General features: G+C 46.4%; 23 protein-coding genes. 9 read left to right on the forward strand and 14 right to left on the reverse strand.

Translation table 11 applies throughout. From position 1 onward, the window contains the following. Positions 1-301 precede the first annotated feature (301 nt). Positions 302-2,632 carry a Tex family protein gene (locus BCU34_RS22205; protein WP_102479332.1) on the forward strand — a complete coding sequence of 777 codons (2,331 nt, stop codon included), beginning with the start codon at positions 302-304 and terminating at the stop codon, positions 2,630-2,632. A gap of 250 nt (positions 2,633-2,882) precedes the next feature. Here the strand turns inward: BCU34_RS22205 and BCU34_RS22210 are convergent, their stop codons facing one another. After that, positions 2,883-3,356: a hypothetical protein gene (locus tag BCU34_RS22210; protein WP_048661309.1), complete on the reverse strand. Its 474-nt coding sequence runs from the start codon at positions 3,354-3,356 to the stop codon at positions 2,883-2,885. A 341-nt stretch (positions 3,357-3,697) separates the two neighbouring features. After that, a complete protein-coding gene (gene bioH / locus BCU34_RS22215; RefSeq protein WP_048663065.1) occupies positions 3,698-4,474 on the reverse strand; it encodes a pimeloyl-ACP methyl ester esterase BioH in 777 nt (258 codons plus the stop codon). 93 nt (positions 4,475-4,567) lie between these two features. Between bioH and BCU34_RS22220 the strand changes: the two genes are divergently transcribed. From BCU34_RS22220 to cysQ, 4 genes are all read left to right on the forward strand, one after another. Further along, on the forward strand, positions 4,568-5,281 hold the full coding sequence (locus tag BCU34_RS22220; RefSeq protein WP_170960875.1) for a ComF family protein: 714 nt from the start codon (positions 4,568-4,570) through the stop codon (positions 5,279-5,281). A 109-nt stretch (positions 5,282-5,390) separates the two neighbouring features. Further along, a complete protein-coding gene (gene nfuA, locus BCU34_RS22225) occupies positions 5,391-5,975 on the forward strand; it encodes a Fe-S biogenesis protein NfuA (protein ID WP_048661415.1) in 585 nt (194 codons plus the stop codon). A 298-nt stretch (positions 5,976-6,273) separates the two neighbouring features. Further along, positions 6,274-6,825: an ADP compounds hydrolase NudE gene (gene nudE / locus BCU34_RS22230; RefSeq protein ID WP_055320006.1), complete on the forward strand. Its 552-nt coding sequence runs from the start codon at positions 6,274-6,276 to the stop codon at positions 6,823-6,825. Positions 6,826-6,861: 36 nt separating this feature from the next. Continuing rightward, positions 6,862-7,689, forward strand: a complete 828-nt coding sequence (gene cysQ / locus BCU34_RS22235; RefSeq protein ID WP_048612454.1) for a 3'(2'),5'-bisphosphate nucleotidase CysQ — start codon at positions 6,862-6,864, stop codon at positions 7,687-7,689. Positions 7,690-7,792: 103 nt separating this feature from the next. Here cysQ and BCU34_RS22240 read toward each other — a convergent pair whose 3' ends face one another. From BCU34_RS22240 to gspC, 12 genes are all read right to left on the reverse strand, one after another. Further along, a complete protein-coding gene (locus BCU34_RS22240; protein ID WP_102478238.1) occupies positions 7,793-8,572 on the reverse strand; it encodes a type II secretion system protein N in 780 nt (259 codons plus the stop codon). A 1-nt stretch (position 8,573) separates the two neighbouring features. Further along, complete coding sequence (locus tag BCU34_RS22245; protein WP_102478237.1) at positions 8,574-9,062, reverse strand: type II secretion system protein M; 489 nt, start codon at positions 9,060-9,062, stop codon at positions 8,574-8,576. 20 nt (positions 9,063-9,082) lie between these two features. Next, the gene (gspL, locus tag BCU34_RS22250) at positions 9,083-10,312 is read right to left on the reverse strand and encodes a type II secretion system protein GspL (RefSeq protein WP_102478236.1); all 1,230 of its coding nucleotides are present in this window, start codon (positions 10,310-10,312) and stop codon (positions 9,083-9,085) included. Continuing rightward, positions 10,281-11,330 (reverse strand): type II secretion system minor pseudopilin GspK, encoded by a 1,050-nt coding sequence (gene gspK / locus BCU34_RS22255; RefSeq protein ID WP_102478235.1) that lies wholly within the window; start codon positions 11,328-11,330, stop codon positions 10,281-10,283. Before gspK ends, gspL begins: the two co-directional genes overlap by 32 nt. Continuing rightward, positions 11,314-12,081 (reverse strand): type II secretion system minor pseudopilin GspJ, encoded by a 768-nt coding sequence (gspJ, locus tag BCU34_RS22260; RefSeq protein ID WP_048663060.1) that lies wholly within the window; start codon positions 12,079-12,081, stop codon positions 11,314-11,316. Before gspJ ends, gspK begins: the two co-directional genes overlap by 17 nt. Beyond that, positions 12,068-12,442 carry a type II secretion system minor pseudopilin GspI gene (gene gspI, locus BCU34_RS22265; protein ID WP_102478234.1) on the reverse strand — a complete coding sequence of 125 codons (375 nt, stop codon included), beginning with the start codon at positions 12,440-12,442 and terminating at the stop codon, positions 12,068-12,070. Before gspI ends, gspJ begins: the two co-directional genes overlap by 14 nt. After that, the gene (gene gspH, locus BCU34_RS22270; protein WP_102478233.1) at positions 12,429-13,022 is read right to left on the reverse strand and encodes a type II secretion system minor pseudopilin GspH; all 594 of its coding nucleotides are present in this window, start codon (positions 13,020-13,022) and stop codon (positions 12,429-12,431) included. The genes gspI and gspH overlap by 14 nt, the downstream gene beginning before the upstream one ends. A gap of 65 nt (positions 13,023-13,087) precedes the next feature. Continuing rightward, positions 13,088-13,531: a type II secretion system major pseudopilin GspG gene (gene gspG, locus BCU34_RS22275; protein ID WP_017062485.1), complete on the reverse strand. Its 444-nt coding sequence runs from the start codon at positions 13,529-13,531 to the stop codon at positions 13,088-13,090. An 88-nt stretch (positions 13,532-13,619) separates the two neighbouring features. After that, positions 13,620-14,840: a type II secretion system inner membrane protein GspF gene (gene gspF, locus BCU34_RS22280; RefSeq protein ID WP_102478232.1), complete on the reverse strand. Its 1,221-nt coding sequence runs from the start codon at positions 14,838-14,840 to the stop codon at positions 13,620-13,622. 1 nt (position 14,841) lies between these two features. After that, on the reverse strand, positions 14,842-16,344 hold the full coding sequence (gene gspE, locus BCU34_RS22285) for a type II secretion system ATPase GspE (RefSeq protein ID WP_060983225.1): 1,503 nt from the start codon (positions 16,342-16,344) through the stop codon (positions 14,842-14,844). Further along, complete coding sequence (gspD, locus tag BCU34_RS22290) at positions 16,344-18,368, reverse strand: type II secretion system secretin GspD (protein ID WP_052880256.1); 2,025 nt, start codon at positions 18,366-18,368, stop codon at positions 16,344-16,346. Before gspD ends, gspE begins: the two co-directional genes overlap by 1 nt. Positions 18,369-18,409: 41 nt before the next feature. Then, positions 18,410-19,291, reverse strand: coding sequence for a type II secretion system protein GspC (gene gspC / locus BCU34_RS22295; RefSeq protein WP_102478231.1), 882 nt, complete (start codon positions 19,289-19,291; stop codon positions 18,410-18,412). Between the two features lie 331 nt (positions 19,292-19,622). Between gspC and hslR the strand changes: the two genes are divergently transcribed. From hslR to BCU34_RS22315, 4 genes are all read left to right on the forward strand, one after another. Continuing rightward, complete coding sequence (gene hslR / locus BCU34_RS22300; RefSeq protein WP_048663055.1) at positions 19,623-20,009, forward strand: ribosome-associated heat shock protein Hsp15; 387 nt, start codon at positions 19,623-19,625, stop codon at positions 20,007-20,009. An 18-nt stretch (positions 20,010-20,027) separates the two neighbouring features. Beyond that, on the forward strand, positions 20,028-20,921 hold the full coding sequence (hslO, locus tag BCU34_RS22305; RefSeq protein ID WP_048669600.1) for an Hsp33 family molecular chaperone HslO: 894 nt from the start codon (positions 20,028-20,030) through the stop codon (positions 20,919-20,921). Positions 20,922-21,258: 337 nt separating this feature from the next. Beyond that, entirely contained in the window at positions 21,259-22,884 is a 1,626-nt protein-coding gene (pckA, locus tag BCU34_RS22310; RefSeq protein WP_102478230.1) for a phosphoenolpyruvate carboxykinase (ATP), read from the forward strand. Positions 22,885-23,038: 154 nt separating this feature from the next. Continuing rightward, positions 23,039-25,009, forward strand: a complete 1,971-nt coding sequence (locus tag BCU34_RS22315) for an AsmA family protein (protein WP_102478229.1) — start codon at positions 23,039-23,041, stop codon at positions 25,007-25,009. Positions 25,010-25,029: the final 20 nt, after the last annotated feature.

A 25,029-nucleotide genomic window follows, 5' to 3' on the forward strand; every position in this document is an offset into this window, starting at 1 on the left:
GTCGACAAGTTAAATATTACGGTAATTGAGCGAGTTTCCTAGATAGTTGCAAAAAACATTTCAGGTGGGAAATACGCCCATAAACACACAATCCAATAAAATCAATTACTTATATAAAAAACAAGACGATTTCATTGGTTTAAAGCGACTTAGTCTCACATCACTTGTAAGAGATCTCGCACAAAGCAGGTATCAGAAACGGAAATTCGACTTCTGACAGGATAATTACACAGCCAAAGCTAGAAAAAGCGTACGCTCACCCCCATGTATTTGTCATGATATTAAATAAGAGATTCATCGGATGAGCCAAGCTATCTGTCGACTGATCGCTGAAGAACTGAATGTCCGTTCTGAGCAAGTCACTGCCGCAGTAAACCTAATTGACGACGGTAACACCGTTCCCTTTATTGCCCGCTACCGTAAAGAAGTTACGGGTGGCTTAGACGATACCCAACTACGTAATCTTGATAGCCGCCTTTCTTATCTTCGCGAGCTAGACGATCGTCGCCAAACGATTCTTAAGTCGATTCAAGACCAAGGAAAACTCACGCCAGAACTCGAGCGTGATATCACTCAAGCAGACAGCAAGACTCGTCTAGAAGATTTATACCTTCCATACAAACCAAAGCGCCGTACCAAAGGTCAGATCGCGATTGAAGCAGGCTTAGAGCCACTTGCCGATACGTTATGGAATGAACCACAGCACGATCCGGAAACGGAAGCAGCTAACTTCATCAGCAGCGATAAAGGCATTGCCGATACCAAAGCTGCACTGGATGGCGCACGCGCGATCATCATGGAGCGCATTGCGGAAGACGCAAACCTGCTTGAAAAGATTCGCCAACACCTGAACCGCAACGCAGAGCTTGGTGCTCGTGTTGTGGCTGGCAAAGAGAACGAAGGTGAGAAGTTCAAAGACTATTTCGAACACAACGAAACGCTAAACAAAGTACCTTCACACCGTGCGTTAGCCATGTTGCGAGGCCGAAATGAAGGCTTCTTAACGTTGGCAATGAATGCAGACCCTGAACAAGAAGAAGGTGTACGCGGTTCTTACTGCGAGAACATCATCTCTGATCACTACGGTATTACTCTAAGCAGCGCTCCTGCAGATGCTTGGCGTAAGCAAGTGATTAGCTGGGCATGGCGCATCAAGGTTTCTATGCACATGGAAACCGAATTGATGGGCGCGATGAAAGAACGAGCAGAGATCGAAGCAATTGAAGTATTCGCAACCAACCTTAAAGACCTGCTAATGGCTGCGCCTGCTGGCCCTCGAGCAACATTGGGCTTGGATCCAGGTTTACGTACCGGTTCGAAAATCGCTGTTGTGGACTCAACAGGTAAAGTTCTAGCGACAGAGACTATTTACCCTCACCCACCGCAAAAGCAATACGACAAGTCAGCACACGTGGTTGAGCAGATGGTTCATCAGTTCAACGTTGACCTGATTGCGATTGGTAACGGCACAGCTTCCCGCGAAACCGACAGCTTCGTGGCTGATGTGATTAAGCGTGGCAACCTAAAAGCACAAAAGATCATTGTTAGCGAAGCGGGCGCATCGGTTTATTCTGCGTCTGAGTTAGCAGCAAAAGAGTTCCCGAACATGGACGTATCGATCCGTGGTGCAGTGTCTATCGCGCGTCGTCTGCAAGATCCATTGGCAGAGCTGGTGAAAATTGACCCTAAATCGATCGGTGTGGGCCAATACCAACACGATGTGAGCCAAACTATGCTCGCTAAACGCCTCGATGCGATTGTCGAAGACTGTGTAAACGCCGTAGGTGTTGATGTGAATACCGCGTCTGCCGCACTACTTACTCGCGTAGCGGGCCTTTCTAGCACCATCGCTCAGAACATCGTGGATTTCCGTGATGAAAATGGTCGTTTTGAAGCGCGTACTACGCTGAAGAAAGTCGCTCGCTTGGGGCCAAAAGCCTTTGAACAGTGTGCTGGTTTCCTACGAATTATGGACGGCAAGAACCCTCTCGATGCATCATCGGTTCACCCAGAAGCTTACCCTGTGGTGAAAAGCATCGCTGAGAAAAACCACAAAGACATCAAATCTCTGGTGGGTAACACAGACTTCCTGCGTGGCTTGCATGCCATTGATTACACCAATGAAAACTTTGGTGTACCAACGGTAAGCGACATCATCAAGGAGCTGGATAAACCGGGACGTGACCCTCGCCCTGAATTTAAGACAGCAACCTTCGCTGATGGCGTAAACAGCGTTTCAGACTTAGAACCGGGCATGATTCTAGAAGGCGTGGTATCGAACGTGGCTAACTTTGGCGCCTTCGTTGATATTGGTGTTCACCAAGATGGCTTAGTGCATATTTCAGCGCTCACCGATCGCTTTGTCTCTGACCCCCGTGAAGTGGTTAAAGCCGGTGACATCGTCAAGGTGAAGGTAATGGAAGTCGATGTTCAGCGTAAGCGTATTGCGCTAAGCATGCGTATGAAGGACGAGCCGGGACAAGATAACCGTGCTCAACGTTCAAGTGCACCTCGCACGCAAAACCGCCCGAACCAGAATTCACAAGGTGGACAACGCCGTCGTGAGGAGCCGCAACAAAACGCGGCGATGGGCGGTGCTTTTGCCGCAGCCTTTGCTAAAGCGAAAAAATAATCCATTAGCTCATCTAAAAAGCTGATGTGCTTAAAACAAAAAACCTGCATCCCTTAGGGTATGCAGGTTTTTATTATGTGTTCAAAAAAGACATCGAAGCTGAGCTGTATTCTACGTATTTTATACTCGAAATAATTGGGGTTGCAGCTAGGCAACAAGTAAGTTCATCCCTATGAGCATAGGGGTTCTATGTAATTAGGGTGAACTTACGCAGTTAACAACGCTGCGGCTTCAAGTATGAAGAGTATAATTACAACACAATCAGCATTTCTGATGGAGCATGAGGCGCAACAGCATGACCATAATGATATTTTATGACCTTACGTCGTTTCTCCATCTGTCCCTCCTGAATCGCCGCATCTAAAACATGCTTTGGCAGGCGAAAACGCATGGTATAGCCTTTTCCTTGGTCAGCACTGTAAGTTCTCAGTGCCAACAAGCTGAACAGCCTATCAAAAGGATCTTGTGGCTCTTCTTGGCTAATCGAATTGGCCTCTGACTCGTTCTCCATTTCATAACCCGGATGGTCTGAAGGATCCCAAGCCGACTGCTGCCTTCGCTTATCGTCCGACTTTACCTTTCGCTCTGCATTGGTTTTCGCCAATGCTACGGCGGGAGCGACAGGTTCTCGAACTCTATTATCACGCGCAACTTGCTCTGTTTGCACATTAACGGACGGGGCGATTAGTGGCACACTCACTGCAGTTGCAGGTGACACAATCATCGCGAACTCTCCTCAAGAATCGCCCATCGTTATTGCTATAACGCTGTTGTACTGTGAGTCAGCACAACAGGCATAGCCCAACTTACCGCAATCAGCTCAGGAGAGAGTTAGGTCTGAGTATCATGCTGTACATTGGTGTTATACCAATCGTGGTAAATAACTGCTCAACCTAGCTTGTTAAAACGCTCGATAACGGCGTTAGAACTTTTGATTGTAGAATAACTACTTATCAAAAAGCTCTGCCTTGTTCTCTAGCCTTTTTCCTACACTATTTTTGAACACTTACTTACTGTGATTGGTATTAGGTTATATATCGACCAAGCCGGCAATAAATTTAGCGATTATTTTTGGGCGAAGCTGACCAGTTCACTGCAAAAGGCATCGGCTTCGGTCATAAACGGCGCATGTGAAGACTGCGTGAAGATGTATTGCTCAGTATGAGGCAGAGCATTGCCCAAATCTTTGGCCACCTTGATTGGCACCAATCCATCTAATCGACCATACAAGCGCAACATAGGCACTGAAATCTCAGGCAATTGTTCACGCAGGTCGACGTCCGACAGCATCTTTAATCCTGCTAATAATGATTCAGGGTTCGGCAACGGGCGAGACAGCACCGCTTGCTTGAGCTGTTTTACATCTTGTCTTGCTGAAGGGCTACCCATGGCTTGCAATGCCATAAAGCGTTCGATGGTGGTTTGGAAGTCTTCCACCAGCTGTTCGGTGAATGCGCTTAATACGTTTGGCTGAATACCTCGCCATAATACGGGCTCTTTAGCAGCAGCGAATTTAGGAGAACTGGCGACAGTCACAAGCTTGCTCACGTAATCTGAGTGATGAAGAGCCATGTGCGTTGCGACCAAACCACCGAGCGACCAACCCACCCAGATCGCTTGTTTAGGCGCTTCGGCCAACAGTTGCTGAGCAATCTCTTCAAGATCTTGAGCGTGGCAGTGTGCGCTGTGTCCATACCCTGGTAAATCGACAACATGCACTCGGAAATCAGCTTGTAATGCATTAACGGTTTGTTGCCACACCGCACCGTTCATTCCCCAGCCATGAACCAGTACTAAATCAGGCCCTTGCCCAGAAACATGCCAATATAACGCGTCACTCATTCTCAATATTCCCTACTTTTTCCGTCAGCGATAATCCGTGCTTTTCAGTATGGTTAGCAAAAGGAACACCATAACCCAAAAGCATCGCGAGCTATGTTATCCGATTGGCTACAAAAACACACACCACGTCTGGTCACACCTCAATGCCACCTGTGCAAACTTGATAAACTGCCCAGTGATACACATCCTCGATGGTGCAATTCTTGTCTCAAGCTCTTTGAACCTGTACCACGCTGTCAAAGATGTGGCTTAAAAACACTGACCACTGTCGATCAATGTGGTGAGTGCTTAGCTAATCCTCCGCTTTGGCATCGGCTCTATTGCGTCGGTGATTACACCTTCCCAACAGCAGGCTATATCCAACAAATGAAATACGCTGATAAGTTTTGGTTTGCACGTGATCTGTCTAAGCTATTGGCATCACGTATCGATCAACCTGCTCCGTTGCTCACCAGCGTACCGCTGCATTGGCGCCGATACACCCATCGCGGCTTTAATCAAAGTCAGCTACTGGCCAATTACACGGCTCAAGAGCTTGGCGTTAAAGATGAGGTGTTGTTTCGTCGAATTCGCTCAACAGCTTCCCAGCAGGGGCTGACTAAATCCGCACGATTACACAATCTAAAGAGCGCTTTTGCGCTTCAAAAACAAGACTTTCAAGGAACTATCCCCTCTCACGTCGCGATAATTGATGATGTTGTAACCACCGGCAGTACTGTGTATCAATTATGCCAATTACTACTTGAAGTGGGCGTTAAAAGGATTGATATTTACTGCATCTGCCGCACTCCTGAGCCCTCTGGATAAAAGCTGTGAATCACTACTTGTACAGCAATCCAACAAAAAAGGGCTGAATTACAAATCTGACAGGAGTAGAATGGCGCTAATAACCTACAAATCTACTCAGGTATTCGTCGTGTCAAATATTACTATTACAGAAACAGCTCAAACTCACTTTGCCAATCTGCTGTCACAGCAGCCTGAAGGTACAAACATTCGTGTGTTCGTGGTAAATCCAGGCACACAAAACGCTGAGTGTGGTGTTTCTTACTGCCCAACAGATGCTATCGAAGCGTCTGATACAAAACTTTCTTTCGAAGCATTCTCTGCATACGTAGATGAGTTAAGCCTACCATTCCTAGACGAAGCTGAGATTGACTTCGTGACTGACAAAATGGGCTCTCAACTAACGCTTAAAGCACCAAATGCTAAAATGCGTAAGGTATCTGATGATGCACCGCTTCTAGAACGCGTTGAATACGCAATTCAAACACAAGTTAACCCACAACTTGCTGGTCACGGTGGTCACGTTAGCTTGGTAGAAATCACTGAAGACGGTGCTGCTATCGTAGCATTCGGCGGTGGTTGTAACGGTTGTTCTATGGTTGATGTGACTCTAAAAGAAGGCATCGAGAAAGAACTTCTTCAACAATTCGAAGGTGAACTGACTGCTGTTCGTGATGCAACTGAGCACGATCGTGGTGAGCACTCTTACTACTAATCACTGATTTAGTGTTAGTCGTTATTTGAAAGGTTGATGCGTGAGCATCAACCTTTTTTGTTTTCGGGCTGAGCATACACACTCTAATCCAAGCTTCCTATGCTCTTGTATTCCTTATGCTCCTCACCCATATTCTCGCCTCGTTACCATCTTGAGTAAGGTATTCAAGTGATCGCAATCGGTTCCTGCTTCAATAATTCTCGGATATGAAAACTCGGATCTAGGAACTCAACTCTATTTCCCCTATATTAGAATGACTTTATAAGAAAGAATTCCAATGAGCTAAGGAGCGAGCGCAATGACAAAAAGGACCAAGCCAGAAATTTTGGCTCAGCAAACTGTCGCTCAATCAAAACTATTCTCTATCGAGTCTCTCGATTTACGCTTTTCAAACGGTGAAGAGCGCACTTACGAACGCATGAAGCCTAGCGGCCGCAACGCAGTAATGATGGTTCCGATTACTGAGCAAGGCGATATTCTGTTGGTACGGGAGTACGCAGCGGGCACAGAACGCTATGAATTGGGCTTTCCGAAAGGACTTATCGATCCTGGTGAGCAGCCAAACGAAGCCGCTGTTCGCGAGCTCAAAGAAGAGATTGGCTTCGGCGCCAACAAACTTACCCCACTAAAAGAAGTGATCCTTGCGCCCTCTTACTTCTCTAGCAAAATGACGCTGTTTATCGCAGAAGACCTCTACCCAGAAAAGCTAGAAGGTGATGAACCAGAGCCACTAGACGTTGTGCGCTGGCCACTGGCTCAAGCTGAAGAACTGTTAACACATCTCGATTTTTGTGAGGCTCGCAGTATTACCGCCCTACTATTAAGCCTTCGTGTATTAAACAATAATTAGAACATTCAGGCTCGCTCTAAGAGTAAGAGAACATTTATGCCAATAACAAAAGATTTGTCTCACCTCCTACCCTCTGTCATTGAGATTGCTCGCTCTGCAGGGCAGCTCATCTTAGAGATCTACGAGAAAAAAGATTACGAAGAGTTCACCAAGAGTGATGACACGCCTGTCACCAGTGCCGATCTGGCAGCACACAAGCTGATCTCAAAAAAACTCAGTGAGCTTACGCCTGATATTCCAGTGTTATCTGAAGAAGCCGCAGACATCAGCCTAGAGCAACGTTCTCAGTGGGATCGCTACTGGTTAGTTGACCCACTGGATGGTACTCAGGAGTTCATCGCACGAAGTGGTGACTTCGCGACAATTATCGCCCTAATCGAACACAACAAGCCAGTTATGGGTGTGGTATATGCACCCGTTTCAGGCGTGAGCTATTACGCTTACAGTGGCAAAGGCGCTTGGAAGATCCCAGACCTAAATGACAGCGTTAAAATCAAAACGCATCGTCACGAGCTGCCAAACCAGTCAATCGCAATGGCGATCAGCCGTCGCCAAGACATCAATCGCATCACTAGTCGTATGAGCTCAGCATGGAATTATGATTTGGTTCCTCTAGGCTCAGCAGCGCTTAAGGCATGTTTAGTAGCAGAAGGTGCTGTGGATTGTTATCTGCGCCTTGGACCAACCGGAGAGTGGGATACCGCCGCAACGCAGTGCATTGTTGAAGAAGCTGGCGGACGTATCTTAAGTACTCAACTAGAGCCGCTTTCGTACAATGAAAGAGAAACGCTAGAAAACCCGAACTTCATTGTACTCGGTGATGCAGACTTGCCGTGGGCAGAAATCTTACAAGGTAAAGACTAGGCGAGTTTGCTCGCTACAACTCTCGACGATTCAAACAAAATGGGCACCTCAATGAGGTGCCCATTTTTTATATCTTATAATTTAGTAACCCTTAGCTGTTTAGCTAAAAACGACCTTGATAAGTAAACTGGTACTTACCTTGGCTATCAGGGTTGCCTAGCCACTTAAGTTGACTCTGCATTGCTGGCGGGAACTCTGCCCCCGGCTTAAACCATGCCGCCGACGTATAACGTTGATTAGGTGTTACACTCGCCGAAAATTCGCTGTCTACTTGAGCACTCTTCTGAGTGCCTTTCGCTGCAATTGTGCTGTCTTCACAGGTTATGTCCGCAATTACAGGGCCAAGGTCTAACGAACCCACTGGCGAGTCGACTGCTGCACCAGACCAAGCAAGCGTACCTTCACCAGATTGACACCAAGGTTGAGCATGAACTGCATGTTTGATCGTCAGTTCAACTTGTCCGCCAATTGAAACTGGGACTGGAATGGCTGGGGCGTATTTCATCACGTTCATAGCAGGCATTGAAGCCACGAGGTTTTCTGCATACGCACCGCTCATGCTGTACCCGACACGTCCTTTACCTGATAAGTTCATGTCGCTGTTACGACCAAAGCGAACCGCCAGCTCTGCTTTGGCTTGGAATAACTTAGAAAATTGGAAATCCCACTGCACTGAACCGTAATTGATGCGCTGCCACACGATACTGTTAGCGCTGCCTTGCCAAACGGTGCCCTCAACGCCTTCGATACTCAAACCACGCACAACCGGTGCTTGCTTGAGAGCAAAAGAAGCTGGCAAGTGTAACAACAGGCTGACTGAGAAAAAGACGATAAAGATGCCACTGAAGAGCAGGCCATACTTAAAAGATAAACCGCGTTTCACATTAACCTCGTTTAAACTGTAGTCGGTTGATCTCAATAACCCCAGGGCTATCAGAGCGATCAATATCCATAAACTCAACCTCAACACCCTGTTTTTCTTTCAGGTATGTCAGCCAGTCAACGAACTTATTAAAAGGCACAGGTTTTACCCACACTTGCAGCATTTCGCCACGTGGTTGCACGCGTATTAACTCGATATTAAAGCGACGCATAGAAGCAGGTACAGATTGGTTTAAAGGCTGGCTGGCACTTATGCCACCACTGCCTCGCAACTCAACCACTTCATTGGCTTTATTGGTTACCCAAGCCAGAAGTTGCTTCTCACTTTGAATACGGCTCTGCGCAAGTTCAGCTCGCTGACTGAGTGGCTGGATTAGCCCCCAATAAACAACACCGACCACCAATAAAACTGAGCAACCAACAACTAATCGTTGCTCTCTTTGACTTATTGAAGTCCACCACGCTTGGAGTGGTTCAATCATATTTCTCATCACTGATCTCCTTACGCAGGTTATTGATGGGGTTTAAGAGTAAAGCTGCCAAATACGGCATCGCCATTGCGATTCAATGGCCCTTGCTCAACGGTAAACTTCTCTTCGAGCTTCACTCTCGCAGTCTCAAAGTGTTGGAAATCAGAGCTTTTCGCCTGAAGTCGAACCTCAGAGCGGTTGCCATCGTAGCGAATACTTTCGACTTCGATTGACTTCACCTGCCCTAGCGTTTCTGGCAATAACGCTAGCCAGCCTAGTAAGGAGTCACCCTCGCCTGAACCGCCATATTTCTTGGCTTCATCGTTCATCTGACGCTTAAGATAGCTCACTGTTGGGATACGTTGTTTACCTGGGAGCACTGCTCTGAAAATACGTTCACTCTCCATGCGGTAAGCTTGTGCTTGAGCTTCGTATTGTTGAACCTTCAACACTTGTTGAGTCACAATCACAGCCACCAGCAAACAAGCAGCAATCGCTACTTTCTGCCATACGCGCCAATATTTACTGAATGAAGATTTGGTTTTAAAGGTGCCAGTCAGTAAATTTACGCCGCTTGTGATCGCTTGTTGGCTCAGCAAAGACATCACCAATTCCGCAGGCTTTGCTTGCCAATTCGCACCGCTCTGCTGTTGAACGTCTTCGCTCGGCATCGCGGTATAGCTAAAGATAGTCGTCGCTTGCTCTTCGTCATCAGCAACAACCCAATCACTTTGCAAAAACATCGGTAACCATGCTTCGCTGATCGACACGGCTTGATAGTTACCTTGGCGCAGTAGCCAATGCTGGTCGATCTGCAATGCACTGATGCCAGATTCTTCAAAAGGCACGGCCAGTGTATCTGGTAACACCTTACGGAAGATAATATTGGCTTCACGAAACAGGTCTAAAGCTTGCTTTAACCATTCGCGGTCGACACCACACACGGTAGCGTGCGTTGCGTCTTTATCTAAAATCGTCAGGTGTAAATCTTCGATATCTTGTGCGACTTCGTCTTCTAATAAAAACGGCAGCATAGAATCGAACTGGCGAGCAGCACCTTTCGGGATCTCAACACGCTTAATTAAGCATTCATTTCCCGGCAATAAAGCGATACAGCTGCGCTTTTCAGCGTAAGGCGTTAACTCATCCAGCTGCTCCCAGCTAGACAACTCGCCACTTGCTATCACTTCTTGTTGGCTTGTCGACCAAACTAACCACTGCACAGGGCTTTGTGGTTCGCTACTCAGTCGAACGGTCAGAAACTCGCTCACTGATTCCTCCAAAACGACGGCGTACTACCGTCACTGTTTCTCGATTACTACTATAGAAAAGCGTCCGTATACGTACACGGGACTGCTCAACTAATACCTTTGCATCTAGCTCAAAATAGGCGCTATCTACAGTTAAATATGCTTTCGCTTTTTTGCTAACTTCGGCACTCACGCCAACAATGGCAGGTTCTGCCATAAAAGCATCCACCGTATCCCAGCCATCAAATGGGCGTTTGTCTATTAGCTGTTTAGCATCTGACTCACTTAAACCAGGTGCAAACATCGCCTCCAATAAAGGCGCCTGCTTTTCCGTGAGTGTATTCACGTTCAAGCGAAAATCGTCGCTAGGCAGAGCACAAACAAACGGGCGAACCTTATTCATCACTTCACCCGTAACTTGATAAACCGCTCTTAGCTCAGATTCATCCGCCATTAAGCCATTCGCCGCCAAATAAGATGGCTTCATCGCTTCATAGGTGCTGTCTTCTACCCCCGCTGAAGAGGTGGTTCGGGTATCTGCGTCAACAAATTCCCACGTTGAGTTTGCAATAACCTCGGCCTGATAAGGCTCAACGTCTTGATTTTCTAATAAGGTTTGCCAAACCGAGATCAAATAAGGTGTCTGGTTACTTGAAGTGGTCGTCACTCCCGCTAATGCATTGAGATTAAAGCAAGCCTGAGCATCAACGATGCGTCCCCTAACTTGACCGTAATCCAATGGGTATACCTGTTCTTCTAACGCCCATGGTTGACTTAGGTTCACGGTATCACTGTCTTTGTAGCTTTGCCTAATGCCGTCTTGCACCAGCGCTTCTACGCCAATGCTGTACCAATAAGCCTGTTGGTAATTCAGTTGATTACCAACGCGCTTGAATTGCGTAAACAGACGTTCCGACATACTGCCAGCGATAGTTGCCATGATCGCCAATAGCATCAGGATAATGATCAGCGCGACACCACGCTGCTTACGACCCATAGCAGACCTTGTCCGTGCAAGCTTGTTAGTTCGATGAGTCATTATTCCCCTCATTACTGTCTGAAGAGTCACTATTTGAAGCATCATCGGCCTGATCTAGCGTGCCACCGGGAGTGAGATAAACACGCTCTATCTCACCATAATCTTTCAAGGTTAGCTTTAACCTTACCGCTTTCGGTAGTGATTTGTCGGTTTGCCACTCTTTGCCCCAGCGGCTTCCGTCATAAAACTCGAATTCCAAGCTTTCAACATCATCAAGCAAAGGCGTAATCACACCTTCTTGGCCTGCAGGGGTATCGGGGTAACGCCACCACACACGCTCAAGTGTTTCTTCTTTAATACGGTAGCCCACTTTGGTGACCTCTCCGCGAGGAAACTGCTGCTGTGGGTTATGCCAACCAAGGCGAGTAAACATGATGCCAACACTGTCGGAATCCAGTAAATACTCTTTCATTAGGATCAGCTTAGATGATGCTTCTTCACCGTTGGTGCGAAATTTTCGCACCGCCATCTGGCGAAAATCATTATCTAAAATGACTAAACTACGTTGCAGTTGATTCAAACGGGCGCTGCGCTCGATTGAGAGTTCATTGCTACGCTGAACCTGATTCACTACCTGATAAGCCGCCATGCTCAACGTGGCAAAGATAGCGATCGAGACCAAAACTTCAATTAAGGTAAAGCCTCTCCCTTTTGAAGATAGACCTTGTTTACGTGGCATACGCTTATTTGCCGACACGCTCTTACCTAGCGACTTGCTCTTAGCTAACCACACGTTTTTAGTTGACCACATAGCTGCGCACCGTAACCACTGGAGACGCTTTCTTGCTGGTTGCCGCACTCACATCAAACGCCTTTAATAAATTATCGCTGGTATCGATGGGAGTCACCTTCCAGAACCACTCTCTTCCAGCCAACTCTTGTGTACCCTGTGCTTTTTTAAGCTTCTCAGGATGCAGCATCACCAAGGCCATTTGATTATCAACGACCATAGCAGCGAAGGTTTTTTCTTCTAGATAACTGAGAGTATTGATGTGCTGCGTAACAGCACGAATCACACTGATCGCTGCCGTTGCGAAAATAGCGAGCGCAACCAATACTTCAAGCAGAGTCATACCACGAGAGCGATAAGGAGAACGGTTATTCCTCTCCATATTCTTCTCCCGGCTCTAGTAATCGAATGACACCATTATCCAATACTCGAATACGCCAACCATCTTGTATGGTGTCTCCGGTATTTGGATAAAACGATAATACAAATGGTGTCATTTCCGCACTCGACAAGATGTAGATCTGTGGTGGCTTTGGCTTCTTTTCCTCTTCCAGATCCGCAAACATATCTTCATCAAACAAGCTTCCTGGATTGAACAGCCGATCATCGTCTTCCCATGCACCACCACCTAGAGTCAGTGACAATGCGAGTTCTTCCGGCAATTCAGTTGAAGAGGGGATTTTTTCAAAGTCGACTTCTTGCCAGCCTTCAGACTTGAGCGCCATCAGTACATAGGTCGATTTTTTTTCATCAACCCGAACACCAAAATCCAAGCCACTTAAAATAGCTTCTTCATTGAGTAGCTGAACTCGTTGATAAAAACTTTGAGCGTATTTTTTAGCAACATCTTTACTATTGGTAGGAATGGTCGCGATCACCGCGACCGCCGTTACTGACAGTAATACCAATACCAAAAGAATCTCAATTAAGGTGAAACCTGGCTGTGTTTGCTTAGTTTTCACCTTTAGACTCCATCTGTTTACGTCCTAACATCAAATAACGGCATCAAGTGACAATAAGCCTAGGCTTACTGAAAGTCTTGCATGTTCCAGTTGCCGATATCCGCAGCAATACCTTCACCACCTTCTTGGCCATCAGCGCCAAGTGTAAAGATATCGATAGTGCCGTTATCACCAGGGCTTAGGTATTGGTACTCATTGCCCCATGGGTCGTTAGGTAGACGCTTGATGTAGCCACCGTCACGGTAGTTACGAGGCTCTGGGCTACTTGGTTTAGAAACCAATGCATCAAGACCTTGATCCGTTGTTGGGTAAACGCTGTTATCCAGTTTGTACATATCGAGCGCATTCTCTAGCGCCACGATATCAGTGATGGCTTTTTGTTGGTCAGCCTTCTCTTTGTTACCCAATAGGTTAGGTACAACAAAGCTCGCCAATACGCCAAGGATAACCACAACAACCATCACTTCTAATAGGGTAAAGCCTGATTGTTTCTTCATTCTGTTTTTCATTATTTTCTCCAAATTACAGACAGCGAGTTGAAGGTAATAATGTCCTTCTTCTCGATAATCCAAAAACTAACGTCTTGTGAGCAGTCATTTAGCCGCTCATTAAATTATTCATTTCAAGCATCGGCATTAAGGTCGCCATCACAATGAACAGCACTAAGCCTGCCATCAAAGCGATAAGTGCTGGTGTGAAAATACCTAGCGCGATATTCACGGTCGATTCAAAGCTTTGGTCTTGGTTGTCCGCCGCTCTTGTCAGCATTTGTTCTAACTGACCACTCTGCTCACCACTGGCGATCATATGCAGCATCATTGGAGGGAAGAGTTTGGTTTGATCGAGCGCTTTACGCAGGCTTGCCCCTGCTCTAACACTATCTGATGCCTGTAATACTTGTTGCTTCACATGGTGATTCGACATTACATCAACCGCCACTTTCATCCCTTCAAGAATAGGAATCGCACTCGAAGTACAGATAGAGAGTGTTCGTGCAAAACGAGAGGTATTAATCCCTTTTGCTATTTTGCCGATCAGTGGAATGCTTAATAGCTTGCGATCCCAACTCATGCGAACGCCCGGTTTTTTCAGCGCGATCTTAATCAACACAATCACACCAATGATCAACAACAGTAATTGGATACCCCAATTCTGGATAAATTCACTTGATGCCAATAAAAATTGTGTCGATTGAGGAAGCTCTTGGCCCATTTGGATAATAGGCTCGACAATCTTAGGTACCACGGTTGCCAACAGGAACGAAACAATCGTCACCGCAAACACCACCAGCACCACAGGGTAGATCATCGCTTGTAGCAGCTTAGAGCGCATCTTCTGGCGGTTTTCTGCATAATCGGCCAACCGCTCCAATACCGCATCTAAGTGACCAGATTTCTCACCAGCCGCAACCATGGCTCTAAACAGTTCATCGAAGATGTGTGGGTAATCAGCCAAGCTATCCGCTAGCGAATAACCTTCCGTTACCTTCGAACGAACCGCCAGTAGCATGGTTCGAATGCGTGGCTTTTCAGATTGTTCCGCCACGGCCTTCAGACACTCTTCTAGCGGCATGCCAGACTGAACGAGCGTGGATATTTGTCGAGTAATTAAAGCAAGATCAGGTGTACTGATACCACGCTTCAAGCTGGTCGAGGGCTGAGCACCTTTCGCAGTTTTAGCCTTGGCTTCAGTCATCTCAACCGGCATCAAGCCTTGTTCTTTCAAGCGTTGGCGAGCCTGACGAGCGTTATCCGCTTCAATAGAGCCTTTTTTGCTCTTACCTTTGGCATCCAGTGCTTTGTATTCAAATGCCGCCATACTAGACTTCCTTGGTCACACGCATCACTTCTTCTAAGGACGTTACCCCTTTCAGAACTTTGCTCAAGCCATCATCTCGAATACTTGGGGTTGTGCCACGAATTGCTTTCTCAATTGCCTGTTCGCCAGCTTCACTGTGAATCAGCTCTTGCACCGAGTCGTCAATCATCAGGAGTTCATGAATACCGGTACGGCCTCGATAGCCTTTGTGACTGCAGTTTTCACACCCTTTGGCATGGTAAAGCGTAAGGCTGTCTTTCTTCTTCAACCCAAACAGCTTCTTCTGCTCTTTATCCGCTTCGTAAGGTTCTTTACAGTCGTTACATAGGGTACGAACCAAGCGCTGAGCCAAAACACCCAGCAGCGAAGAAGAGATCAAGAAGGGTTCGATGCCCATATCACGTAGACGTGTAATCGCACCGATTGCCGTATTGGTGTGAAGGGTCGACATTACTAAGTGACCGGTCAAAGAGGCTTGAACAGCGATCTCAGCGGTCTCTAAGTCACGTATCTCACCAATCATTACCACATCCGGGTCTTGACGAAGAATGGCACGTAAACCACGCGCAAAGGTCATATCAACCTTAGGGTTCACTTGTGTTTGGCCAATGCCATCGATATCGAATTCGATTGGGTCTTCAACGGTTAGAATATTTCGCTCATTACTGTTGAGTTCTTGCAGACCAGCGTACAAGGTCGTTGATTTACCAGAACCAGTAGGACCAGTAACCAAGATGATACCGTGTGGACGCTGAATAAGTTTTCGGAAGTTTTCGTGGTTCTCTGCCGTCATGCCTAAACTGTGCAGGTCTAGACGAGTTGCGTTCTTGTCCAACAGACGCATTACCACACGCTCACCGTGCGAAGACGGCATGGTTGATACACGAACATCGACTGCTCGGCCACCGATACGCAAAGAAATACGGCCATCCTGTGGCACGCGTTTTTCCGCAATATCTAGCTTAGCCATAACCTTGACACGTGACACCAACAGCGGAGCCAGTTTACGGCTCGGCGCAAGAACATCACGCAACACACCATCAATACGGAAACGGATAGACAGTGATTTCTCAAAGGTTTCGATATGAATATCCGAAGCACCCTCTTTGATCGCCTCACCCAACATCGCGTTAATTAGCTTGATGATTGGTGCATCGTCTTCCGATTCAAGTAAGTCTTCATCTTGTGGCAGCTCTTCTGCTAGCGAGAAGAAGTCGTCGTTGTCAGCACCAATGTCTTCCATTAGCTGACGAGCTTCCGACGAGTCACGCTGATACGCATCGGTCAATTTTTTATCAAATTCGTCTGCGCTGATCGCTTGTGGCGTGAAGCCATTTTTCACCACACGGCTTACTTCAATGATCGCCGCCGATTTTAGAGGCTCTACATAATAAAGTACCGGCGGACGCTCTGGATGCTGATATTCCAACACCATCTTGTAGCGATTCGCAAAGCTAAACGGCAAGCGCTGATAAGTACGTGCCGCCCCTACCAATTCAGCCATTATTCTGTTTCCATTTGATCAATGAAGGCTTGGATTTCAGCCGGGTGATTCATGTCTGCACCAAATTTAGGCAGTACTGGAATATTATCGTCAGCCATCAGTTTCAAACCTTGCTCTGCCTTGTACAGCTGCTCAGCTCGAATGAAGTTGTATTTACGCTGAGTGATACCATCAGCCGTCATACCATCACGGATGATGGTCGGTTTGATGAATACCATTAGATTCTTTTTCTCAACCTGAGTACTGGTTGACTTGAACAGGTGCCCAAGAACAGGAATATCACCCAAGAATGGCACCTTAGATTCACTCTCTAACGCACGTTCATCAATCAAACCACCCAGCACCAGCATTTGGCCATCTTGAACAATCACAGAGGTGTTCAGTTGACGCTTAGCAAAACGTACATCTACCGCGCCGTTCGCGCCCAATACGTTCGACACTTCTTGTTCAATATTCAGCTGAACAGAATCGCCTTCGTTGATTTGTGGAACAACCTTCAGCTTGATGCCCACTTCTTTACGTTCAACCGTTTGGAATGGATTATCGTTGCTTGAACCTGCTGTTGAACCTGTTAAAACAGGCACCTCTTCACCCACAATGAATGACGCTTCGCCGTTGTCCATCACGGTAATACTTGGAGAAGATAGGATGTTTGAGTTTGAATCGGTCGCTACCGCACTAATAAGTGCAGTCCAGTCACCCATCACCACACTCATTGCCGCGCCATTAACACCTGAAAGTGCAGAGGCTAATGTTGAATAATCACCTTCTTCAGTGGTGGTTTCATTTCGTAGGAATTTTCCATCAGAGTCATAAACAGCGGTGGTTGTAGTAGAATCTTTAGCTTCTTCTAGACCGACCATTACGCCACCAATTGACGCACCAGTGTTGCTGTACTGGATCATTGCACCTGTTTCTAGGTTACCCCATTGCACACCAAGGTTAACGCCATCGCCTTCAGCCATTTCAACGATCAAGGCTTCAATCAATACTTGAGCACGACGAATATCCAGCTGAGCGATCACGTCTTGCAGAGCGTTCATGATGTCTGGCTGTGCGGTAATAACCAAAGAGTTGGTATCACTGTGAGCAGAGATCATCACTTGGTTACGCTGCGATGAGCTGCCTTTGGTTGATGACTGCTTCTCTGATTGTAGGTTGTCCGACACGCCTTTCAGCACATCGACCAAATCTTCGGCTTTTGCGTATTTAAGATAGATAACTTGGTTGTTACCCTTAGTTGCCATTTCGACATCAAGCTGCTCGATAAGCTTTCTTAGACGACTACGAACTTTAGGGTCACCTGAGATAAGGATTGCGTTGGTACGCTCATCGGCAACCAGTTTAGGCTGTAGGAATGCAGGCGTATTCTTCGCATCTGTGGTTTTATTCAGCGCATCAACAATGCGTACCATCTCTGCTGCTGAGGCATTTTTTAGCTCAACGACTTCAATCTCTTTATCACCTGCTTGGTCAACACGCTTGATGATTTCCGCTAAACGGTTTACCACCGCCGCTCGGCCGGTAATAAGAATGATGTTGGCAGGGTCATAGTGCACTACGTTACCCGCACCGGCATTGTCGTTCAATTGACGAAGCAAAGGAGAAAGCTCACGAACCGACACATTACGTACCGTCACAACACGCGTGACTACGCTGTCGCCAGTGATCGAATCACGGTCACCGACAACTGGAATTGCCGACGTTTTAGAGTCTTTAGCTTTGATGATCTTAAGAACACCCGAGTCCATTTCAACGACCGCGTAGCCATACACCTCTAATACGTTTAAGAAGAAGCTGTAATATTGCTCTTCATTCAATACGTCGTAGCTGCGTACATCGATTTTTCCGCGCACCGATGGATCAACGATGATAGTCTTCTCTAAATTACGACCAACAATATTAATAAACTCTTGGATATCAGTGCCTTTAAAGCTGGCACTAAAATCACTCGCGATGGCTGCGGGTGTGCAGATCAAGCTTCCTGCCAATAACCATGCACTTTTCTTAAACCAATGCTTCACGTACTTCTCCTACACTTTCGTCCTTCGTTAGACGCAAAGTTTTAAAATTCAATAAACACTTCATGTTGTTGACCATCTCTCTCGACGACGAGATTTAACTCTGTCAGCTCTGAGATAGAACGGAATATGTTGCCCATAGCGGCTGGGTCTGTCAGGTCTTGTCCATTTAACTGAGTAGCAATATCTCCGTTTTGGAGCCCCACTGAGTTAAAAAGTTCTGAATCTTTGCCAGGGCTCACACGATAACCAATAACACTATCGTCGCGCTTCACCTGAGACAGTCGAACATATTGGAAGATTTGTTGCGGATCTTTCATTATCTTCGCTTTAATTTCATCAAGCTTCTCTTCTGCAGAAGCCGGGTTGTTACCACGAACTGAAGAAGAGCTACGAGGTACTTCAGGCGCTGATACAGCCAAACGCTTGTACTCGATACCTTCGAGCATCAAGGTTTCGTCTCGTCCTGAGTTGTCAATGATCACGCGATCGACTAATACCGCTTTGAGCTTGGTTCGAGTGCCTTCAATCTCTTCATTAATCCCGTAGGTCGCTTGCGTGCCGCGATTCGCGATCACTGCTAAGCTCAGTTTTGGATTAGAACTAGCGACTGCACCCACTAAAACGAGGTTTAATCTTGTCTTAGGCGCATCTTGAATAACTTGCTGTTCAACTACAGCGGGCGTGCTTGGGTTGTAAGCTCCAAACATGTTGCTCTGCTGCAAAGAAGATATATCCAGGGTCGATTGAGGCGTTGAAGACGATGAAGCCGATGCTGCCCAAGGCACGACGGTTTGCTCGGCAGGTTCGATAAACCATGCAAGCTGCCCTAAAATCCATGCGGAAGCAGCAATCAATACACAACAGATCGCTAGGCTTAATTTCTGCTGAAGTACAAACCCATTCTCTAATAAGCGGCTCAACATAGGAGAATTACCTACGCGACTTTTGAGCTCTAAAAAGTTCACTTTCCTTGTCCCTTTTCATGACGACAAACGCTGCAAATCATTAAACTTTCAGCTTTTTTATTCATTCGTTCGATACCAAGCTTATTTAAGCAATAAGATCTTAAACTATATCATAGCAAATCGATAAATCGGCATAACATGGCTATTTTGTATTATGACTTGAAAAAAATGCCAACCGCCTCCACATAAAACCTCTACCTAATGTGATAAGCATCATCAAAAACATGTTGCGCACTGTTCATTACAGTTAAACCGCATTCATTTCTTACTAAATAAGGCACTGCCCTATATGAAAACTGCTAATGAAGCTGTCAGACTCGATAAATGGTTGTGGGCAGCACGCTTTTACAAAACTCGGTCCATTGCTCGTAACATGGTCGATGGTGGCAAAGTCCACTATAATGGTCAGCGCAGCAAGCCAAGTAAAATTGTCGAACTTGGGGCTGTGATTACACTGCGCCAAGGTAATGAAGAAAAGACGGTGACTATCGAGAAAATCTCTGCTCATCGTGGTGGAGCTCCAATCGCTCAAACCCTCTATGAAGAAACCACCGAGAGCTTGGCAAAAAGAGAAGAGTTTGCGACACAGCGTAAACTGAATGCTCATAACCCAGCTCCAGAGCGTCGCCCTGATAAGAAGCAACGTCGTGACATCATTAAGTTCAAGACTCAATAAGCTAGAAGGAATAGCCAAATGGCAGACCCAATGTCTACAAGTAATGTTTTAAATCGCTACCTATTTGAAGACCTATCAGTACGTGGTGAATTGGTACAAATGGATGAAGCGTACCAACAGATTATTTCTAGCAAGGAATACCCAGCACCAGTGCAAAAACTACTGGGCGAGCTATTGGTATCAACAACGCTATTAACGGCGACCTTAAAGTTTGAAGGTTCTATCACGATGCAATTGCAAGGTGACGGCCCTGTATCTCTAGCAGTTATCAATGGCGACCACGATCAGAAGATCCGTGGTGTTGCTCGTTTTGAAGGCGATATCGCAGATGACGCAGGTCTACACGACCTAATGGGTAAAGGTCACCTAGTGATCACTATCGATCCTAAGAAAGGTGAGCGCTACCAAGGTATAGTTGGTCTTGAAGGCGACACACTAGCTGAAGTACTTGAAGGTTACTTCGCAAACTCTGAGCAGCTTAAGACTCGTCTATGGCTACGTACTGGTGAGCACGAAGGCAAAGCACATGCTGCTGGTATGTTGCTGCAAGTTATGCCTGACGGCACTGGCACACCAGACGACTTCGAGCACCTAGAGCAACTGACAGATACAGTGAAAAACGAAGAGCTATTTTCTCTTGAAGCAAACGAACTGCTTTACCGTTTGTACAACCAAGAGAAAGTACAGCTATTCACACCACAACCGGTTGAGTTCTTCTGCGGCTGTTCACGCGATCGAAGCGCAGCTGCAATCATTACCGTTGCTCAAGAAGAGATCTACGACATCCTAAGTACCGAAGGAAGCGTTGGTCTGCACTGCGATTATTGTGGCACAAACTACTCGTTCGACAAGAACGATGTTGACGCACTGTACGCAGAAGCAGCAGATAAAGGCAGCAATACGGTTCATTAATTTACGGCGTACCTAAAACACGTAATTTACCCCAAAAAGGTCAGCACTAAGCTGGCCTTTTTTGTGATCAAAATAGCGCAAACTCCGTAACATCTCGTAATAAAATCACCGCTTAATTTTAATCAATTAATAATGTTCTCGCCCCTAGCGCAAAGGTTTGCGTACAGGATAGACTAGTTAGGCCAATATGTGACGAGACGCTTAAAACCCCAAGATTAATATGGATACTTTTTGAGCTGTATCCCTGTTTCCCCAGAGTCTCGTTGCTAGCATGGTGAGCAGATAACAATAAAAAATTAATACAAAATCCCTACAAAATATCCTACAAGGAGCACCTATGACCGTTATGGAACATACAAAGGCTGCACAAATTGATCTAACTAAGCACGGACTGACTGGCGTTACTGAAGTTCTTCGTAATCCTAGCTACAAGCAGTTATTCGTTGAAGAAACACTGCCAGGTTTGGAAGGCTACGAAAAAGGCGTAGTAACGGAACTAGGCTCTGTTGCGGTAGACACTGGTATCTTTACTGGCCGCTCACCAAAAGATAAGTACATTGTTAAAGATGACACCACGCGCGATACCATGTGGTGGTCAGATCAAGGCAAAAATGACAACAAACCAATTACAACTGAAGTATGGAATGAGCTGAAAGAGCTTGTGACAACTCAACTATCTGGCAAGCGCCTGTTTGTCATAGACGGTTATTGTGGTGCTAACCCTGATACGCGCTTAAGTGTACGTATTATCACTGAAGTAGCGTGGCAAGCGCACTTCGTTAAGAACATGTTCATTCGTCCAACAGACGAAGAGCTAGCAACGTTCGAACCAGATTTCGTGGTAATGAACGGTGCTAAAACAACCAACCCTAATTGGGAAAAACAGGGTCTGAACTCTGAAAACTTCGTTGCTTTCAACCTAACAGAGCGCGTTCAAATCATCGGTGGTACTTGGTACGGCGGTGAGATGAAAAAAGGCATGTTCGCAATGATGAACTACCTGCTTCCTCTGCAAGGCATTGCTTCAATGCACTGTAGTGCAAACGTCGGCGAGAAAGGCGATGTTGCCATCTTCTTCGGCCTATCTGGTACAGGTAAAACAACTCTATCAACCGATCCTAAACGTGAGCTAATCGGTGATGATGAGCACGGTTGGGACGACGATGGCATCTTCAACTTCGAAGGTGGTTGTTACGCGAAAACCATTCGCCTATCTAAAGAAGCAGAACCAGAAATCTACAATGCAATCCGTCGCGATGCACTACTAGAAAACGTAACGGTTCGTGGTGATGGCTCTATCGACTTTGATGACGGTTCAAAAACTGAGAACACTCGTGTTTCTTACCCGATTCACCACATCGATAACATCGTTAAACCAGTCTCAAAAGCAGGCCATGCTCAAAAAGTTATCTTCCTGACTGCTGATGCATTCGGTGTACTACCACCAGTTTCTAAACTGACTCCAGAACAAACGAAGTACCACTTCCTATCTGGCTTCACTGCGAAACTAGCAGGTACTGAGCGTGGTATTACTGAGCCAACACCAACATTCTCTGCGGCATTTGGTGCGGCGTTCCTTACTCTTCACCCAACTCAGTACGCTGAAGTGCTCGTGAAACGTATGGAAGCAGCTGGCGCTGAAGCTTACCTAGTGAACACAGGTTGGAACGGCACAGGCAAGCGTATCTCTATTCAAGATACTCGTGGCATCATCGACGCAATCCTAGATGGCTCTATCGACAAGGCTGATACTAAGGTTATTCCTATGTTCAACCTAGAAGTGCCACTAGCGCTACACGATGTTGACCCAGCGATTCTTGACCCACGCGACACGTACACTGACCCACTACAATGGGAAAGCAAAGCGAAAGATCTAGCAGAACGCTTCATCAACAACTTTGACAAGTACACAGACAACGCTGAAGGTAAGTCACTGGTTGCCGCTGGTCCTCAACTGGACTAATCCAACCATCTGCTCGGGCTTAGCCAAAAGCGAACGTCCAATTTAAAATGATATTTTTGTAGCAAGCCCCTCTTTTGAGGGGCTTTTTTGTTGATGCTTGACCCTTTTTGTTCCACTCTGTTTTAAGACTATTGAGATTTAAGGCTTTCAGGGAATGAAAAAGGTATTGATGGTATTCGGCATTGTGTTGGCTATCGCCGTTGCGTTTATCGCAGCATTGCTGTTAAGCCTACAAACCCAATACCGCGCCGATGTTGCTAACTTTTTTATCAAGCATACGATTGAACAACCTGTGCTCATTGAAGATGTTGAGTATCAGGCGCCTTATCACATCACCTTGATGGGCATCACCCAAAGCCAATCGGAAAAACAACCACCCCTGTATATCGACAAGGTCGACATCTGGTTCAGCCCAGACTCTGTTCTTGAAACTAAGCTAGTTTTGGACTCTGTATTGATCAGCGGACTGCAGTTAGAAGCCGACGATCTAGACACATTCACATCAGTGTTTACCCAACCAAACCTCAAGCTCCGTCAGCTAGCGATCAATAATCTAGATTTCTCGACTCCAAACTTTAATGCACGAGGCATCGACCTTCAGATCGCCGGCCCCGTGTGGGATAACCAAAACTCACTGCTACCTTATGGCAAAACCCAACTTTCAGCCTCACAGTTATATTGGCAAGGTGAAGCATTCGATAACCTGTTGATTGACCTGGACCTCAAGCCGAGTGACAGCACCCTTTATGGTACTTCGTTTGACTGGCGTGGCGCTAAGATTTCCGGACAAGCAGAGCAATATCAGCAAGATTGGTCATTAGTGAATGTGACCATCGATGGCTTACGACTCAATCAGCAGCAAACCCAAAGCCTACTAAGCAAAGAGTGGGATGTGGCAGGTATTCAGATTAACCACATCAACAGCCTAGATATTCTGCGTAGCGACGTAGAGTGGAAAGGTGGCCACCTCGCAGCGTTTGATGCCTCGTTAGAAAATATCCAACTACCCTTTGAACTTTGGAAGCAACAGAAAGCCATTTTCTCTCTGCAAGCAGAAGGAGTGACCATTGATGATGACATGTTCATCGAGACAAACCTCAAGCTCAACCTAGAAACAAACCAGATTCTGATTGAAGATTTCTATACTCAATTCCTGCAGGGCACTGTGCAACTCAATGGCGAAATAACACCTAGCAGCATTGAATTAGCGCAACTCGACCTGCAAGGCATAAAATGGATTACTGAAAGCCAAGATAAAAACCTCCCTGCTACTCGCCTAATCCCTTGGCTCACACAACTCCAGAGCATCGAGGTTAGCCGACTTAACATAGAACGCAGTCAACTCATCCAACTCGCACAACAACCTTACTGGCAGGTCTCAGGATTACATGTCGAGGGTCATCAAGTTCAACTGCTGCAAGATAGAAAGCTAGGTTTGTGGCAAGGGAAGCTGATGGCGAGCGCCAATGATGCCAGCTACCAAAATATTCTCAGCGCACAGCCTGTGGTTGAAATGAATAGCGAACAAGGGAAATGGACGCTGACACGTCTGTTTGCACCTCTCAGAAATGGCTATATTGAAGCCAATGCGACACTCGACTTTAACCAAATCAGCAAGCCGTGGAGCCTAGACATCTCAGCCGATGGGTTACCTATTGCGCCTATGCTGCAGCGACTCGAATTACCACTCGATGCAACCGGTTATGGCGAATTCGAACTTCAAGCTTCAGGTTTATATGGCGACTCACTGATGCTCGGTTACTCAACCACAGGTCAACTCACTGGTAGCGTTCGCCAAGGCGTGATGACCTTTAACGACAGGCTTTCTGAAACTTCAACCGATAACGTATTCGAGATCCCAGAGCTCAATGCCAATTTTGACCGTGGACGCTTCACTCTCGAACCGATGCACATTATTGGTGCATCGGCAGCAGAGCAAGGCGAACAAAGGATTCAAACGCTCAATGGTGAGGTTTCTGGAGAGCTCGACTTGCTTAAAGCCGAGCAACACACCCTATCGATTACCCTATCGGACACATGCCATCAAATCTCAGGCAAGCTCACCCAAGCGGAGTATTCGGAGATTAACGACTGCCAACAAAAAAGCGCCACTCCTCAGGAGTAGCGCTTTCAATCAATAATTCT

Source organism: Vibrio sp. 10N.286.45.E10 (genome assembly GCF_002874195.2).
Classification (GTDB): Bacteria; Pseudomonadota; Gammaproteobacteria; order Enterobacterales; family Vibrionaceae; genus Vibrio; species Vibrio crassostreae.